The sequence below is a fragment of the Enterococcus sp. DIV1537a genome, assembly GCF_051712085.1.
In the GTDB taxonomy this organism is placed as follows: domain Bacteria; phylum Bacillota; class Bacilli; order Lactobacillales; family Enterococcaceae; genus Enterococcus; species Enterococcus faecalis.
On sequence record NZ_JBIOOE010000001.1, the window covers coordinates 987413 to 1002318 of the forward strand.

At 37.4% G+C, this 14906-nt stretch carries 16 protein-coding genes; 8 read left to right on the top strand and 8 right to left on the bottom strand.

All coding sequences use genetic code 11. From position 1 onward, the window contains the following. Positions 1 to 5 precede the first annotated feature (5 nt). On the bottom strand, positions 6 to 926 hold the full coding sequence (locus IGJ41_RS05025) for a mechanosensitive ion channel family protein (RefSeq protein WP_002382128.1): 921 nt from the start codon (positions 924 to 926) through the stop codon (positions 6 to 8). Between the two features lie 169 nt (positions 927 to 1095). Here IGJ41_RS05025 and IGJ41_RS05030 point away from each other — a divergent pair, with 169 nt between their 5' ends. Next, complete coding sequence (locus tag IGJ41_RS05030; RefSeq protein WP_002358008.1) at positions 1096 to 1458, top strand: hypothetical protein; 363 nt, start codon at positions 1096 to 1098, stop codon at positions 1456 to 1458. 28 nt (positions 1459 to 1486) lie between these two features. Next, complete coding sequence (locus IGJ41_RS05035; RefSeq protein ID WP_271851629.1) at positions 1487 to 2359, top strand: aldo/keto reductase; 873 nt, start codon at positions 1487 to 1489, stop codon at positions 2357 to 2359. Positions 2360 to 2409: 50 nt separating this feature from the next. On the opposite strand, the gene IGJ41_RS05040 is transcribed toward IGJ41_RS05035, so the two are convergent. Together IGJ41_RS05040 and gloA are read right to left on the bottom strand one after the other, a co-directional pair. Continuing rightward, on the bottom strand, positions 2410 to 3132 hold the full coding sequence (locus IGJ41_RS05040) for a gamma-glutamyl-gamma-aminobutyrate hydrolase family protein (RefSeq protein WP_173963583.1): 723 nt from the start codon (positions 3130 to 3132) through the stop codon (positions 2410 to 2412). Positions 3133 to 3274: 142 nt separating this feature from the next. Further along, entirely contained in the window at positions 3275 to 3649 is a 375-nt protein-coding gene (gloA, locus tag IGJ41_RS05045) for a lactoylglutathione lyase (protein WP_002358003.1), read from the bottom strand. Between the two features lie 148 nt (positions 3650 to 3797). Here gloA and IGJ41_RS05050 point away from each other — a divergent pair, with 148 nt between their 5' ends. Next, the gene (locus IGJ41_RS05050) at positions 3798 to 4244 is read left to right on the top strand and encodes an NUDIX hydrolase (RefSeq protein ID WP_002363716.1); all 447 of its coding nucleotides are present in this window, start codon (positions 3798 to 3800) and stop codon (positions 4242 to 4244) included. Positions 4245 to 4307: 63 nt separating this feature from the next. Here IGJ41_RS05050 and yidA read toward each other — a convergent pair whose 3' ends face one another. The 3 genes from yidA to IGJ41_RS05065 are packed head-to-tail and all read right to left on the bottom strand — an operon-like array spanning position 4308 to position 7321. Then, complete coding sequence (yidA, locus tag IGJ41_RS05055; protein ID WP_438714003.1) at positions 4308 to 5120, bottom strand: sugar-phosphatase; 813 nt, start codon at positions 5118 to 5120, stop codon at positions 4308 to 4310. 18 nt (positions 5121 to 5138) lie between these two features. Continuing rightward, positions 5139 to 6509 (bottom strand): dNTPase, encoded by a 1371-nt coding sequence (locus IGJ41_RS05060; protein WP_002357999.1) that lies wholly within the window; start codon positions 6507 to 6509, stop codon positions 5139 to 5141. Further along, the gene (locus IGJ41_RS05065) at positions 6506 to 7321 is read right to left on the bottom strand and encodes a lipoate--protein ligase family protein (protein ID WP_438714621.1); all 816 of its coding nucleotides are present in this window, start codon (positions 7319 to 7321) and stop codon (positions 6506 to 6508) included. The genes IGJ41_RS05060 and IGJ41_RS05065 overlap by 4 nt, the downstream gene beginning before the upstream one ends. A 331-nt stretch (positions 7322 to 7652) precedes the next feature. On the opposite strand from IGJ41_RS05065, the gene IGJ41_RS05070 reads away from it, so the two are divergent. From IGJ41_RS05070 to IGJ41_RS05080, 3 genes are all read left to right on the top strand, one after another. After that, the gene (locus IGJ41_RS05070) at positions 7653 to 8090 is read left to right on the top strand and encodes a DUF1934 domain-containing protein (protein ID WP_002382132.1); all 438 of its coding nucleotides are present in this window, start codon (positions 7653 to 7655) and stop codon (positions 8088 to 8090) included. Positions 8091 to 8166: 76 nt separating this feature from the next. Further along, on the top strand, positions 8167 to 8784 hold the full coding sequence (gene rpoE, locus IGJ41_RS05075) for a DNA-directed RNA polymerase subunit delta (RefSeq protein ID WP_002357996.1): 618 nt from the start codon (positions 8167 to 8169) through the stop codon (positions 8782 to 8784). 307 nt (positions 8785 to 9091) lie between these two features. Then, a complete protein-coding gene (locus IGJ41_RS05080) occupies positions 9092 to 10702 on the top strand; it encodes a CTP synthase (protein WP_002357995.1) in 1611 nt (536 codons plus the stop codon). A gap of 83 nt (positions 10703 to 10785) precedes the next feature. Here IGJ41_RS05080 and IGJ41_RS05085 read toward each other — a convergent pair whose 3' ends face one another. Both IGJ41_RS05085 and recU read right to left on the bottom strand, forming a co-directional pair. Continuing rightward, entirely contained in the window at positions 10786 to 13122 is a 2337-nt protein-coding gene (locus IGJ41_RS05085) for a PBP1A family penicillin-binding protein (protein ID WP_002360569.1), read from the bottom strand. Positions 13123 to 13163: 41 nt separating this feature from the next. After that, positions 13164 to 13781: a Holliday junction resolvase RecU gene (gene recU / locus IGJ41_RS05090; protein ID WP_002388848.1), complete on the bottom strand. Its 618-nt coding sequence runs from the start codon at positions 13779 to 13781 to the stop codon at positions 13164 to 13166. Positions 13782 to 13849: 68 nt separating this feature from the next. On the opposite strand from recU, the gene IGJ41_RS05095 reads away from it, so the two are divergent. Beyond that, entirely contained in the window at positions 13850 to 14386 is a 537-nt protein-coding gene (locus IGJ41_RS05095) for a DUF1273 domain-containing protein (protein ID WP_438714005.1), read from the top strand. Between the two features lie 93 nt (positions 14387 to 14479). After that, positions 14480 to 14890 (top strand): cell division regulator GpsB, encoded by a 411-nt coding sequence (gene gpsB, locus IGJ41_RS05100; RefSeq protein ID WP_173963580.1) that lies wholly within the window; start codon positions 14480 to 14482, stop codon positions 14888 to 14890. Positions 14891 to 14906 lie beyond the last annotated feature (16 nt).

Sequence of the window (14906 nt, forward strand, 5' to 3'; positions counted from 1 at the left end):
GTTTTTTATTTTGCAATAATAGGCGTATTGGGAATCGTAAAGCCAGCCTCTGTTAATGCTTTGATATATTGAGCTAGAAATTCTTCTTTGACCGCAAATTGTTTGCCGTTTAGTACATACATGGTCGTTCGCACCGCAAAGTTGCCATTGCCTAAATCGACCATACCAAAAATATCTGGCCCAGTTTGAATACTTTCGATATACTTTTCTTTTAACGTTTCATTGACTTCTGTAATCACTTCACAAATTTTTTCATAACCTTCTTCAGGATTGATGCGGACATCAATTAACACTTGCATATTGGCACGAGACAGGTTACTGATTGTGGTGATGTTTCGATTTGGAATAAAATGAACAGTTCCATCAACCGCTTTAATTTGAGTGGTTCGTAATCCGACAGAAGTAACAGTTCCTTCAATATTTAACGCCAATAAGCGAATATAATCGCCTACATCCATTTGTTGTTCTAAAATAATGAAAAATCCGGTAATTAAGTCATTCATGAATCCTTGAGCCCCTAAACCAATGGCAACACCGGCAATTCCCGCTCCGGCTAATAATGAGCCAACAGGCACACCGACAATGGTCAAAAGAGAATAGATGAAGAAAAAGAACAGCGTATATTGAAATGCATTAATGATTAAAGTGTGTAACGTTTTTAAACGGCTTTCACTAAAATGTTGCTTTTTACTATAATTTGCATAGGTGCGATCAATTAAATATTTCCCGATTCGCTGAATAATAAAAAATAGAAAAATTAAAAATAAAATTGATAAACTTTTTTCAATTAAGGTAGCGACAATGGCATCCCAATTAATATTGTTCCAAAAGCGTTGTAGCGCGCTCACTTTTTTTACGGTCGCTTCTGCTAAATCAGGAGCAGAAGAATCGACTGTTTCAGTACTGGCTAACCCAAGTATCAACATAAAAATCCAACTTTCTCTAAAATTTCTTCTTTTAGTATACTAAATCTCTCGGCGAAAGGGGAAGAAAATAGAAAGTTTTTTTAAAGACTTAACATGTTTTTTTAGGAATGTTATAATTTTGTAAATAAATAATATATTTTATAATTTTGTTAAAGGTTGTGAGTGCTGCGTGAAAGTTTCAATTGAATGGGCAAAAAATGATTTACTTTCTAAATTACCTGTAACAATTTTTATTGATGAACGATGTGCTACTCGCTTGACGGCTGACAAGCGACGAACATTCATCTTCCATAATCCAGTCGCTTTACGATTAGGGAGTCGTTTTTTTAGTAGTCAGATAATCGAAATTGCGGAATCATGTACATTGAAAGTTTCCTTTAATTGGTCCTGTGTTTATCTCTTTTGTATCTGGTTACTTGCAGTTAAACTGTGGATTGGAAGCGTTAGCGGTCGAACAATTGTAGTTGTGGCACTAATCGGAGTGCTGACCTATTGGCGTCGTTATTTATTAAAAATAAAGAAAATGACCTGACGAGTCGTGATTGTTTCGTGAAAGAAGAATGCGTAGTATACTAAAAGTAATGAAAATGAAGGGACTGAAGAAACACATGGCTTTGGATAAAACAAAAAAATTAGCAAACGGCAATGAAATGCCACGCCTAGGTTTAGGCGTTTGGCGTGTAGAAGATGGCTCAGAAGCAACAAATTCAGTAAAATGGGCTTTAGAAGCGGGTTATCGCTTGATTGATACGGCAGCCGTTTATAAAAACGAAGCAGGGGTGGGCGAAGGCATTCGTCAATCGGGTATTCCCCGCGAAGAAATTTTTGTGACGACGAAATTATGGAATGAAGATCAAGGCTATGAAAATGCGATTAAAGCGTTTGATAAAAGCTTAGAAAAATTAGGGTTAGACTATGTTGATTTATATTTAATTCACTGGCCTGTTGCTGGTAAATATAAAGAATCATGGAAAGCATTAGAAGAAATTTACGCAAGTGGTCGTGCCAAAGCAATTGGCGTTTCCAATTTTCATCAACATCATTTGGAAGATTTATTAACAGAAGCAAATGTTGTGCCAATGGTGGATCAAATTGAATTACATCCTACGTTAACACAAGAACCGCTACGAAAATATTTAGCCGAAAATAAGATTGCCGTGGAGGCTTGGTCTCCTCTAGGACAAGGTAATTTATTATCTGAACCAGTACTAGTGAAAATTGGTGAAAAATATGGTAAATCAGCGGCCCAAGTGATTATTCGTTGGCACTTACAAAATGATATTATCGTGATTCCTAAATCTGTTCACGAAAAAAGAATTCAGGAAAATTTTGCTGTCTTTGATTTTGAATTAACACCAGAAGAAATAACCGCAATTAATCAGTTAAATAAGGATCATCGTTTTGGTGCAGATCCAGATAATTTTGATTTTTAAGTATGATAGCAAGTAAAAACGGAGGGGCGAAAGACGTCCCTCCGTTTTTACTATAATTTTTGAACAAAGTAGTTAAAGAGTGCTTGGGATTTGGCATCACGTGCGTACATTAGTTCAGGATGCCATTGAACAGCTAATAAAGGCTGCTGTTCATTTGTTGATTCCACTGCTTCTGCAAGGCCATCAGAGGACCAAGCAGTAACGCGTAAATCTTTTCCTAAAGTATGTAGTGCTTGGTGATGGTACGAGTTGACTTGACCAGTTGTACCATATATGTTTGATAATTGACTGTCTGGTTCAACATCAATACGATGCGTCGCAAAGATTGGTTGAGTGGGTTGTTGTCCGTGCTTAACTGACCATTGAGGATACATCGATAAATCTTGATATAATGTGCCACCTAAAGCAACATTGACTAATTGCATTCCACGGCAAACCGCAAAAATAGGTTTTTTTTGTTTTAAGGCTTCTTCAATTAGGGCTAACTCAAACTCGTCACGATCACGATTCGTTTCTTCTAATTTTATATGGGGTTCTTGTCCGTAAAATTCAGGGGCAACATCTTGACCGCCTGCTAAAAGTAGTTTATCAATTTGTTGTATATACGTAGCGGCTAATTCTTTGGGGCCAATTGGCAAAACGAGAGGAACGCCACCTGCGGCTTGAACAGCGCTAACAAAACCTTGTGGGGTGTAAGTCACTTGGTTACCGTGAAACACTTCAGCTGCCTGCAAAAGTTGATTGCCAGCGATTCCAATAATTTTTTTTGTCATAATAACATCACATCCTCAATAAATTCATACGTTCTATTGTAGCACTTTTTTTGAAAAAAGTGTTTGAGAAGAAGTCGAGACAAGTTTTGTCTCGGACAGCTCTCAAACACAAAAAGCTCAGTAAGTGAACAAGTGAAACTTTTTAACGTTCACGAATGACTTCGATTTTATAACCATCTGGGTCGACAACAAAGTAATAAGATGGTGCAGTTCCAGGTAAGCCTTTTAAGTCAGTAACAGTTAAGCCAGCCGCTTGATGTTTTTCGTGTAATCCTTCTAAATCATCTGTACTGATGGCGATATGACCATAACCGTTTCCTAAATCGTATGCTTCATGATCATAATTATAAGTTAGTTCTAGTTCGTAGTCGTCTCCTGGTAAAGTTAGATAAACCAAAGTAAATTTATTTTCTGGAAAATCACGACGGCGACTTTCTTCAAAATTGAAGGCTTTTTGATAGAAATCTAATGATGCCTCTAAATCTTTTACACGCACACATGTATGAGCCATTTTCATAGTTAAAAACTCCCTTTCAAACTTAATTATATTTCCAACGTTAATAGTAGCATAGATAAACGTGAAATGTAGAGAAAAACGCTTGGTTTCTGACTTGTTCTAAAGGAATTTCTCAGGTAAAATAGATGAAAAGAGAAGAGGTGCGCCAATGAAAACGCCAACGTTTGGAAAAAGAGAAGAGACATTGACCTATCAAACAAGATATGCTGCATACATTATTGTTTCAAAGCCAGAAAATAACACAATGGTTCTGGTACAAGCGCCAAATGGAGCTTATTTTTTACCAGGAGGCGAAATTGAAGGCACCGAAACGAAAGAAGAAGCGATCCATCGAGAAGTGCTAGAAGAATTAGGAATTAGTGTAGAAATTGGCCGTTATTTAGGGGAAGCTGATGAATATTTTTATTCGAACCATCGCCAAACTGCCTATTATAATCCTGGATATTTTTATGTAGCGAATACTTGGCGGCAACTTAGCGAACCCTTAGAAAGGACCAATACTTTACACTGGGTTGCACCAGAAGAAGCAGTCCGTTTATTAAAAAGAGGAAGCCACCGCTGGGCCGTTGAAAAATGGCTAGCGGCAGCATCATAAAATAACGAATAACCCTCAATCTATGTTGATTAGATTGAGGGTTATTGTTATTGAAAAGAATGTTTAAATTAAAACCATTTTTTCAATAATTTGAGCGACACCATCTTCGTCATTACTAGTGGTATGCACATCGGCAATTGTTTTAACATTTTCTGTCGCATTGCCCATCGCAACACCAATCCCAGCGTAATCAATCATGGATAAGTCATTTTCATTGTCACCAATGGCCATCACTTCGTCTTTATTTAAGCCTAAATGGTCTGCCAATTTTGCTAGAGCATTGCCTTTGCTAGCATTTTTATTCATGATTTCATAGTAAAAAGGCGTACTTTTAACAGTCGTATATTTTTCGGTAAAATGTAATGGTAATTTTGCAATGGCAGGATCTAAAACTTCCGGCTCATCAATCATCATCATTTTAATAATGTTCATCTCTGGTGTCATTTCATCCACCGTACGATATTTCAAAGGCATGTTCACTAAAGATGCTTCGTGAATCGTATATTTACCAATATTGCGATTGGCAGTGTAAATAGAGGAATCATCAATTGTGTGCAAGTGAGCGCCGACTTTACGAGAATACATTTCAATTTCTAAAAAATTCTCATAACTCAAGGTATAGCGTGAAATAATCGCATTATCTTTGGTTGCTTGGACAAGCGAACCGTTGTAGGTAATCACGAAATCATTTTCACCATATAAGGTTAATTCATCCAATTGTTCTTTCACGCCTGGCAAAGGGCGGCCTGTACATAAAACAATACGAACGCCTTGCTCATTTGCTTTTTGGAGCGCTTCTTTGACCCGTGGGGTAATCTTGTGTTGTGAATTTAGCAATGTTCCGTCGATATCAATAGCAACTAACTTAATTGACATAGAATCCTCCTAGAAAACCTATTTTTTTAAAACTAACGCACCATTATGAATGTAACTTGAAAACTCACGATACGTCTCATCAAATAAATCGTAATGTTTTTTATTTCCTTGGTCAAGCATTTCTTTAGGGAAATAGAAACGTTCATCTCCTTGACTCTGACCAGCAAGTGCTGCAACTAGGGGACTGACCGTTGCCAATTCCACTAATGAGCCATCTTTTTGCATCAATTCAATTTGTGTACGATGACGGTCTTTATTTGGACGATAAAAATCGTAAGGTAAATCATAGCTTGAATTAATGGCAGTATAATATTTAGGGTTGAAACCAACTTTTTCAATCAATTCCCTTAAATAAGCAATCGTTGCTGCGCTCTCTTTTTCGTTCGTAAAGGTGGCTGACTTCAGAGGCTTACGCATAAGGAAACGTTTGGCTAAATCACCCAGAATTGAATCAGGCACATCCATCCATTGTGTAAAGTACGTAGAGAGGACGCCATCATCCAATTTTAAATATTCTTGTAAGGTGAAGTCCCCTTTAAAGAATGGTACAAGCAGAGAGGCTTGTAAATCATAGTCAAATTCAGGGTTTTCAAATAATTCTTTCGCCCGATGCAATAAATGATCAAGAATCACTTCCATCCCACGAGAAACAGGGTGGAAATAGACTTGGACATACATTTGGTAACGACTAACGATATAGTCTTCCACCGCATGCATCCCATTCATAGCAAAGGCAATGCCTCCTTTGTAGGGTCGAATCACACGTAAAATTCTAGTTAAATCGAAAGTTCCGTATTCCGTCCCTGTAAAGTATGCATCACGTAACAGATAGTCCATGCGATCGGCATCAATTTGACTAGAAATCATTTGCACCACTTGAGGATTTGGGTATTGTTTAGTAATAACGCTGGCGACTTTTTCAGGAAAATCTGCCGAAACACGGTTTAAAATTTGATAGACTTCCGTTTCTGGTGAGGTGATGATTTGGACCGTGATTGCTTCATGGTTTGTATCAAAAATATGCTCGAATGTATGTGAATAAGGACCATGACCGACATCATGTAATAAAGCTGCGCAAAGTGTAATCAGGCGCTCGTCGTCATTCCAGCCGTTTTCACCTAATCGTTCCACAGAGTAGTTACGTTGGAAAATCTCACAAATCCGACGTGTAATTTCGTAAACACCCAAAGAATGGGAAAAACGACTATGTTCGGCACCGTGAAACGTAAAAGAAGAAGTACCTAGTTGCTTAATGCGACGTAATCGTTGCACTTCAGCAGAATTAATAAGGTCTAAAATCACTTGATGTTGGACATGAATATAATTATGGACGGGATCACGGAAAACTTTTTCGATTGGTAATCGTTGCTCTTTATACGGAATCGTCATACGATCTCTCCTTTAATTAAGGCGTTTCGTTGCGCCATTTTTTCCAGCTGGACAGTTAAATTTGTTTGGAACCATTCTGAGGTTATAATTGGTTCGGTTAAGTTTGGATCAATAGATTTTTCAAATTGTTGAGGTAATGCTTCGATTAAACGGGTTTTTACGGCGTCTATTGTTAATGGAGTCTCAATCAGGGTTTCTAAATTTGCCATCACTGTTGGATCAACGGGTGGATAGCCATTTTCACCAAATTGTTCTTGTAAGCCAGCAAGGTAAAAGTCTCGAACCACTTCTCCACGAGCAAGTTGATTACCGTTAACGCTGATGTAAATCATGACAGCAATACCGTCTTTGACGCGTCGTTGGGCAATCCCAGCAAACTTTTGACCGCCAATACTTAAATCATAAGTACCGGGACAATAGGATGTAGTAATTTCAAAGGCGTCAATCTCTTTCTCCGGAAAACTCTGACGGAGCCAAGCCCACATTAATTCATAAGCCGCATCGATACTTAATTTGTGTTCAGAATTATTTGGTAAAATAAGTGAAACATTTAAAATACCCGAATCGGCAATCACCCCTAAACCGCCGGCATTGCGAACGACTACAGAATAATCGTTTTCTTGCAGAGAAGTGATGCCTTCTTTTAGATGTGGTACACGGGTATCTTTCATGCCAAGAATCATTGCTTGATCCAATTGCCAGAAATGAATGATTGGTTGGTGCTGCATTCCTGAAAAAGTAGTTAAAGCATCGGTCAAGGCAAAAGGTAAAAAATAGTCACTGTTTGTTAAACAACCTGAATCAAGGAGCATAAATGATTCGGTGTGAAGGGGAAAAGTTGTGCTCATAAAAAACGTCCTGTCTATTTATAATTACGTCATTTAATACGTTTATTTTCTTACTCTCTCTTATATTATATACAAAAAACGCAAAAAAGCATGTTATATAAACGAATTCTGAAGGAATTCTCTAAAATAGTAAACGGTTTTCTTATTAAATAGATGAAACAAATGCTTGCAACCCGTGAAAAGAGCTTATACAATAAGAAAAGGTACATAAACAAGGAAAAATTGACTTTAGTTGACAAATACATTGAAAAAGTCAACAATAAGAAAGTTATATTTTGGAAAAGGAGTGACCATTATGGATTTATCAACAGGCGTTCCTGTATCGATTCAACTAAAAACGATTGTCCAACAAGGCAACGAACAAAAAGATTTTTTCTTTGACTTAGAAGGTCAATTAGTAAAAATGGGTGATACATTATACATTCGTTACAAAGAAGAATTATTAGAGGATACAGAACCAACCCCCGTAACCATTAAAATTGAACCAGACGGGCATGTTCAGCTGATTCGTGCCGGCGAATTACGGATGCGTTTAAGATTTGGCTATCAGGAAAAATTAGATACAAGTTATCGAACCCCTTATGGCTTGCTACAGATTAGTACGTTTACACATAATTTGCGTGTTAGTTTAAAAGATCAACCAATGTCTGGTAAGATTTTAGTTGATTATGATTTATACTCTCAAACAGAGCGAATCGGAGAATATCATTTAGAATTAGAATTTACTGCATAAATATTGCAGAATAGAATTGATTTTTTTTCAATGTTTTTGTATGATAAGGAGTAGACTGTGAAAGGACGTGTACCTCTTGGAAATTAATGTATTTGAAGGGTTAAACAAAAAAGAATTATCCATGATTGAAGTAGCACACGCTATTTTAGAACAACATGCAGATGTAATGGATTTTTCTGATTTAGTTAACCAAATCCAAAATTATCTTGGCAAGTCTGATAGTGAAATTCGTGACCAATTAGCACAATTTTATACAGATTTAAACATCGACGGTAGCTTTATCTCATTGGGAGACAATCGTTGGGGCTTACGTTCATGGTATCCAATCGATTCAATCGATGAAGAAGTTACACATGGCTTGGAAGAAGACGAAGAAGATGCACCACGTCGTAGAAAACGTAAAAAAGTAAATGCCTTCATCACTAATCCAAACGATGAAGATGTAATTGACTATAACGATGACGATCCAGAAGATGCTGAATTAACAAATGATGATGAAGAAGACATCTTGTACGATGATGAAGAAGATGAAGATGAGGAAATCAAAGCATACAACTCTGACTTACAAGAGATTGGTGCAGATTCAGACGATGATGAAGAAGACATTCCGCAAATCGAAGAAGATTTAACAATCATTGATGACGATGATGTTGAAGATGAAGACGATTTTGATGACGAATATTCTGAAGAGTAAGAAACCAAAAAGCTTGATTCCTAAGAAGGAGTCAAGCTTTTTAGTTGAATGCTTAAGAAAAATGAGAAAATAGAAAAAATTATTTTCTTGAATAGAAGTACTTGACCTGATGTCCGTTTGCTTGTATTATACTACTTGGGCACCTTTAAGAAGGTCAGAAGTTTGAACGAACTTACAAGCTCCCTATTCGTAATGGATAGGGAGCTTTTCTATTTTTGTTTCTTTTTTATTTGGAGAAACGTAAGAGTCTCAAAGTTGTTTTACTTCTCTCTACAAAATATTATCAAAGAAAGGGTTTTTAACTATTATGACAAAATACATCTTTGTTACAGGTGGCGTGGTTTCTTCTATCGGAAAAGGGATTGTCGCAGCATCTTTAGGACGATTATTAAAAAATCGTGGATTAAAAGTAACGATTCAAAAATTCGATCCATATATTAATGTGGATCCGGGGACAATGAGTCCTTACCAACATGGAGAGGTTTTTGTCACAGATGATGGTGCCGAAACAGATTTGGACTTAGGTCACTATGAACGTTTTATTGATATTAACTTAAATAAATACTCAAACGTAACCACTGGAAAAATTTATTCAGAAGTCTTACGTAAAGAACGTAAAGGGGAATACTTAGGTGCAACAGTGCAAGTTATTCCACACATTACCAATGAAATCAAAGAAAAAATCATGCGTGCAGCGAAAATGACGGATGCCGATGTGATTATCACAGAAGTAGGTGGTACTGTCGGCGACATCGAATCATTACCTTTCCTAGAAGCATTGCGTCAAATGAAAGCTGATATGGGTAGTGACAACGTAATGTACATCCATACAACCTTGATTCCTTACTTAAAAGCGGCTGGCGAAATGAAAACTAAACCAACACAACATAGTGTCAAAGAATTAAGAAGTTTAGGGATTCAACCAAATATTTTAGTGGTCCGTACGGAATTACCTGTTTCTCAAAACACTAAAAACAAATTAGCACAATTCTGTGATGTTAATCCGGAAGCGGTAATTGAATCTCGTGATGTTGAAACGTTATACTCCATTCCATTAGCACTTCAAGCACAAAATATGGATCAAATTGTTTGTGATCATTTAAAATTGGATGCACCGGCTGCAGACATGACTGAGTGGCGTGCATTAGAAGAAAAAGTTCTTAACTTGAAAAAGAAAACAAAAATTGCGCTGGTTGGTAAATATGTTGAATTACCAGATGCCTATATTTCTGTTGTAGAAGCATTAAAACATGCTGGGTTTGATTTTGATTCAGATATCGAAATTGATTGGGTTGATTCACAAGAATTAACTGCTGAAAATGTCGCTGAAAGAATTGGTTCAGCAGATGGTATTTTGGTTCCTGGTGGTTTTGGTGATCGTGGAATTGAAGGAAAAATTGAAGCGATTCGTTTTGCTCGCGAAAATGACGTACCATTCCTTGGTATTTGTTTAGGTATGCAAATGGCCTGTGTAGAATTTGGTCGTAACGTTGTGGGCTTAGAAGATGCTGGTTCTGCAGAAACTAATCCTGACGTGACAAATAACATTATTGATTTAATGGCAGATCAAGAAAACATCGAGAATTTAGGTGGCACACTACGTTTAGGTTTATATCCATGTAAATTGAAAAAAGGAACGAAAACTGCGGCAGCATACGGAAATGAAGATGTTGTCCAAGAACGTCACCGTCATCGTTATGAATTTAACAACAAATATCGTCAATTATTTGAAGAAAATGGCTTAGTTTTCTCTGGAGTTTCACCAGATAATCGTTTAGTTGAGATTGTTGAAATTCCTGAAAAACAATTCTTTGTGGCTTGTCAATTCCACCCAGAATTAATTTCTCGTCCAAATCGCCCACAACGCTTAATCAAAGGATTTGTTGGTGCAGCTTTGGCAAATAAAGAAAGTAAATAAGCAAAAATGGACGAAATGATTCAGTTCACTTCGTCCATTTTTAATCTAAAAAAGTACGGGGCTCATGATGAGCCCCGTACTTTTTATGCTGCTTTATTTTCATCTGGTTTAGAACTACTTTCAGGTGGTTGCGGCGGTTCTTGTGAACTAGAACTTGATGGTTCAGGTGGTTGTTCCGATGTTGCCGGTTGCTCTGCTGAGGAAGAGCTTGCCGGTTGTTCGGTTGATGGTGGCGCTTCAGAGGAAGAAGGCGCACTTTCTGAACTAGAACTTGATGAACTTTCCGCTTCTTTTGTGGAAGAGGATTCCACCGTACTGCTAGATTCCGGCTGTGGTGCTGAAGAGGTAGTACTTGGTAAAACTTGTACATTTGGTACCTCATAGGCATCTTTCACGTATAATTCATTACCTACCCGCACAACACTGTCTGGCTGCACCCAGTCATCGTTTGAAACATTTTGAGACAAGTAACTCATTATTTCACGATAAACATCCGAGGCAATCCCATAGTATTCTTGATAGATTGGTGTATTTCGATCATTGTATCCAGTCCAAACAGAAACGGCATAGTGTGTTGTATAACCAACAAAGGTACTATCCGGGGCAATTCCTTTTTCTGTTGTGCCCATTCGCGCTAAATCTTCATCAGTATAGTTAGAAGTCCCTGTTTTGGCCGCTTGGATTAAGCCTGGAATGGCGCCGTTAAATCCTGTTCCGCCGTTTAAAACATCTTTTAACATATCCGTCATCATATAGGCGGTAGAGTCTTTCATCGCACGTTTACCATCAGGTTGATAATCAACGCTAGTTCCATCATTGAAAACGACTTTGTTTACGTAATACGGTTTGTTGTAAATCCCGTTATTGGCGAAAGCCGCATAAGCTGCTGCTAATTTCAATGAGGAAATCCCGTATTTATCGCCATCTACATCGCTTGTGTTACTTGAAATGGCATTTGACGCTTCTAAGTTTTTATAGTCAATTCCTAGCCCTTTAATGAAAGGCATGATGTTTTCTTTACCAACTTCATCAAACGTCTGGACCGCGGTTGTGTTACGAGAACCCATAATCGCACGGCGCATAGTAATGACGCCTTGATATGTTAAATCAGAGTTGAAGACATCAATGTCAGTACCAGGATATTTCGTTGGTTTATCCACCATGAGGCGACCCGTCGAATAATTTAAATTCTCAATTGCGGGACCATAATCCATGATTGGTTTCACGGTTGAACCAACATCACGTTGGGTGTTAACAGCTAAATTGTTTCCTAATTGTACATCATCAGGAATGTGACGACCACCAATCTGTGCTCGGACCTGTCCAGAGGCAACATCAATAACGGTTGAAGCCACTTGCATTTTATCATCTGGAAACGCAACGTATTGATCACTGTTGACAATATCGTAAAGTTGTTTTTGGGCATTCATATCTAAGTTTGTGTAGATATCTAGTCCGTCTGTGTAAACATTTTTACCAGTTTTTGCTTTCACTTCATTGATTACTTCTTTGACGTAATTATCTACGACTTTTCGATTGTCATCACTGGCTTTTAATGGCACTAAGCCTTCATCTATTGGGGTAGCTTTGGCTTTTTCGTACTCTGCTTTCGAGATTTTTTTATTGTCGTACATTGTGTAGAGTACAACATCCCGACGTTCTTTAGCAGTATCTGGTTTTGTATAGGGATCGTATGAGTTTGGCGCTTGTGGCATTCCTGCCAGTAGGGCCGTTTGTGGTAAATCAAGTTCAGATAAATGTTTACCATAATAATTTTCAGCCGCTGTTTCCATTCCATAGAAACCATTCGCCATGTAGACTTTGTTAATGTAGTAAGTTAAAATTTCTTCTTTTGATTTTTCACGTTCTAAACGAACAGCCATCCATGCTTCTTGTGCTTTCCGTTTCAAGGTTTGGTCAGATTCTTTTGTAGAGAAGTAGGACAATTTAATTAATTGTTGAGTTAAGGTACTTCCGCCTTGTAATCCACCATTTTTGACATTTGAAAGGGCAGAACCGATAATCCGAATCGGATCCACACCAATGTGTTTATAGAAACGACGGTCTTCGACAGAAACAATGGCATCTTTTAATAATTGAGGCACATCATTTGGTTGAATTAATTCACGCTTTTCTGCGCCTAAATCCTCAAAAATTTCATTATTAATATCGTAAAGCTTCGATGAAACTGTCGCATTCAGTTTGTCATCTTCTAATTTTGGGGCTTGTCGTGCATAGAACCAAAAAAGACCAACGCCTGCTAAAAAAGCGACCATCCCAGCGATAAGTAAGCCAAGAAAGATTTTTAAAACAAGCCGTTTTTTCTTTTTCGGCGGTTGTGTCTTTTTCTTGTAACTCGACTTCGATGAGGTGTTGGATGCATGTCTAGCAGCTCGCGAGCCTGAATTTGCGGTTGGCATAAATAGCAACTCCTTTGTTATACTTTCAAAACTTTATGAATCTAGTGTGTCTGAATATATTGTTCCACTGCGTCGAGATAAGGGATTCGCGGTGCGATTCCAAAAGATAATTCAATTCCTTCTTTCTCGATGAGTGCAAGCGGCATAGATTTTTTTCCAGTAACTGCTTGGTTTTTCCAATGCGTTATTAGATTTTCACCACTAAAAAAGAAGCAGCGTTTTAAGCTTGAAAACCATAATAGCACAAAACAAATCCCTTGTTGTGCTATACATTGTTCCATATGATCAATTTGATGTTGATGAAAATTTTTAAAGGGAAAGGACGTGGTATTTTTCGTTTCTTTCGCTTCAAAATCTATGTAACGGCCTTGATATACACCGTTATAATCAGTCGTTGAAGCTTGTCTAAAGTAGGCCTCCTTAATAACAGCCGCACTTCGTTTGGGATAATCTACTTTAACAATTTGAACAGGAGTGGGTTTCTTATGAACGACTGCTTGCTTATTCAATAGATAATATTGATTGCTTTGATTGATCGCTTCTTCGAAATCCATCCCGCGATTACCAAATTCAACGGGGCGTTTCTTTTTTACTTGTTTTTTTGGTGATTGTGCTTCATGATGATTATAAGGTATTCCGTTAGGATAATGGAACGTCACGTTTATCACACTCCTAGCCTGTATTATACCAAAAAAAAGACCTGAAAGAAAAGGGATGACTTACGGAAATGATAAAAACCCTCTATGTCACCGGTTATCGCAGCTTTGAATTGGGGATATTTCAAGGAAAAGACCCGAAAATCACAGTTATTAAAAATGTCTTAAAAAAAGAGTTAGCCAGTTATATTGAAGCGGGAGTAGAATGGATTTTGATTTCTGGCAATTTAGGTGTTGAACTTTGGACAGCTGAAGTAGTTGGGGAATTAAAAACGGAATATCCAGAAGTTCAGCTAGGTTTGCTTTATCCATTTAAAGACTTTGGCAATAATTGGAATGAACAAAATCGAGAACTGTTAACGAAAGCGGAAAGTTTGGCTGATTATATCAACTCAGTAAGTCACCAGCCCTATCAATCGCCAGCACAATTAAAAATGCATACAAAATTTCTTTTGGAACATTCTGGGGGCAGCTTACTTATTTATGACAAAGAGTACCCTGGCAAAACGGAGTATTTTTTAAAGGACGCACAACATTTTTCGGAACGAGAACCCTATGATATTCGCTTAATTACAATGGATGATTTACAAAACTCGGTGATTGATTAGAGAATCTGTTTGATTTTCTAGCTATTTTTCGTTACAATAGTATTTGTGGAACTATGAAATTTTCTATCGTAAATAAACAAATGAGGTGTAAACATGGCAAATTTAGTATATAGTCCTAAAGACATTTTACAAAAAGAATTTAAAACGAAAATGATGAACGGGTATGACCCAATTGAAGTAGACGAATTTTTAGACAATGTTATTAAAGACTACGAAGCTTATAATAAAGAATTATTAAGCTTGCAAGAAGAAAACAGCCGCTTAATGGCAAAATTAGACCAATTATCAAAAGTCCAACCAACGCCTCGTGTTGCTCAAGAAGTACCAAAAAGTGCAGCAGTGACCAACTTTGATATTTTAAAACGTTTATCAAACTTAGAGCGTGAAGTTTTTGGTAAAAAGTTAGATGAAACACCTTCAACACCTGTAACGCCTTCCGCACCGTCAATGACTGCAGAACCAGCAAACCATGATGTTGATAATGCACAAACACGTCAATTTTAACAAGACAATTTAAGTC

Excerpts from the sequence above, each read along its gene's own strand:
- IGJ41_RS05040 (WP_173963583.1), bottom strand. The coding sequence starts at position 3,132 with ATGACAAAAAAAATTATTGGAATCGCTGGCAATCAACTTTTGCAGGCA.
- IGJ41_RS05070 (WP_002382132.1), top strand. The coding sequence starts at position 7,653 with ATGGATTTATCAACAGGCGTTCCTGTATCGATTCAACTAAAAACGATT.
- yidA (WP_438714003.1), bottom strand. The coding sequence starts at position 5,120 with ATGTCAATTAAGTTAGTTGCTATTGATATCGACGGAACATTGCTAAAT.
- IGJ41_RS05060 (WP_002357999.1), bottom strand. The coding sequence starts at position 6,509 with ATGACGATTCCGTATAAAGAGCAACGATTACCAATCGAAAAAGTTTTC.
- IGJ41_RS05080 (WP_002357995.1), top strand. The coding sequence starts at position 9,092 with ATGACAAAATACATCTTTGTTACAGGTGGCGTGGTTTCTTCTATCGGA.
- IGJ41_RS05050 (WP_002363716.1), top strand. The coding sequence starts at position 3,798 with ATGAAAACGCCAACGTTTGGAAAAAGAGAAGAGACATTGACCTATCAA.
- IGJ41_RS05085 (WP_002360569.1), bottom strand. The coding sequence starts at position 13,122 with ATGCCAACCGCAAATTCAGGCTCGCGAGCTGCTAGACATGCATCCAAC.
- gpsB (WP_173963580.1), top strand. The coding sequence starts at position 14,480 with ATGGCAAATTTAGTATATAGTCCTAAAGACATTTTACAAAAAGAATTT.
- IGJ41_RS05065 (WP_438714621.1), bottom strand. The coding sequence starts at position 7,321 with ATGCTCCTTGATTCAGGTTGTTTAACAAACAGTGACTATTTTTTACCT.
- gloA (WP_002358003.1), bottom strand. The coding sequence starts at position 3,649 with ATGAAAATGGCTCATACATGTGTGCGTGTAAAAGATTTAGAGGCATCA.
- IGJ41_RS05035 (WP_271851629.1), top strand. The coding sequence starts at position 1,487 with ATGCGTAGTATACTAAAAGTAATGAAAATGAAGGGACTGAAGAAACAC.
- IGJ41_RS05095 (WP_438714005.1), top strand. The coding sequence starts at position 13,850 with ATGATAAAAACCCTCTATGTCACCGGTTATCGCAGCTTTGAATTGGGG.
- IGJ41_RS05025 (WP_002382128.1), bottom strand. The coding sequence starts at position 926 with ATGTTGATACTTGGGTTAGCCAGTACTGAAACAGTCGATTCTTCTGCT.